The organism is Nocardia sp. 852002-20019_SCH5090214, from assembly GCF_001665865.1.
In the GTDB taxonomy this organism is placed as follows: domain Bacteria; phylum Actinomycetota; class Actinomycetes; order Mycobacteriales; family Mycobacteriaceae; genus Nocardia; species Nocardia nova.
In genome coordinates, this window is record NZ_LZMK01000229.1 from 1 (window position 1) to 605 (window position 605).

The window sequence follows — 605 nt, forward strand, 5'->3', positions numbered from 1 at the left end:
CGGCGCGGGAGTTCGGGGTGTCGTGCGCGTTGGCGCGTGCCGACTACAGCGCGGCGCAGGCCTGGACGGTAGTAGCTGGGCTGGGCGGGAAGGCCGCCGAACTCGGGCAGCGGTGGTGGCGCCGCTACATGTGGCTGTCGGCGGTCACCGTGGTCGCGGCCGAACGCGGCCTGTCCGAAACCGCCGCTTGGGATCTCGCACGCACGGCGTGTGCGGCTGTCTGCCTGGCACGCGGGCGCGACTGGTGGCGCGAATCGAAATGGGAACCCGCCCTCGCCGAAGCCCGAACCGACCGCCCACGCCGCCACCACATCGACGACACAGCCACCAACTCCGCGGATCTAGCACCGGAGATCCGCGCCGAGATCGACGCGCTACGAGCGGGTTTCGAGGCTGCGGTGGCTGCCCGGCTGGGCGGGTTGCACCCGCAACGGCTGCGCAGTGCGCGGGCGGTGTTGGCTGCTCTGGCGCGGGCGGTGGTGACCCGTTCCGGGTCGGTGTCGAGTCGGTGTTTGTCGTTGTGGTCGCTGTTGGACCGCAAGACCGTATGCAGGGCTTTGGCCACCGTGATCGAGGCCGGCATCGTCACCACGACGCACGCCTAC

General features: G+C 70.7%; 1 pseudogene. It reads left to right on the forward strand.

What is annotated here, in order from left to right:
• A pseudogene (locus tag A5780_RS18535) lies at positions 1-605 on the forward strand (hypothetical protein); the annotation flags it as partial.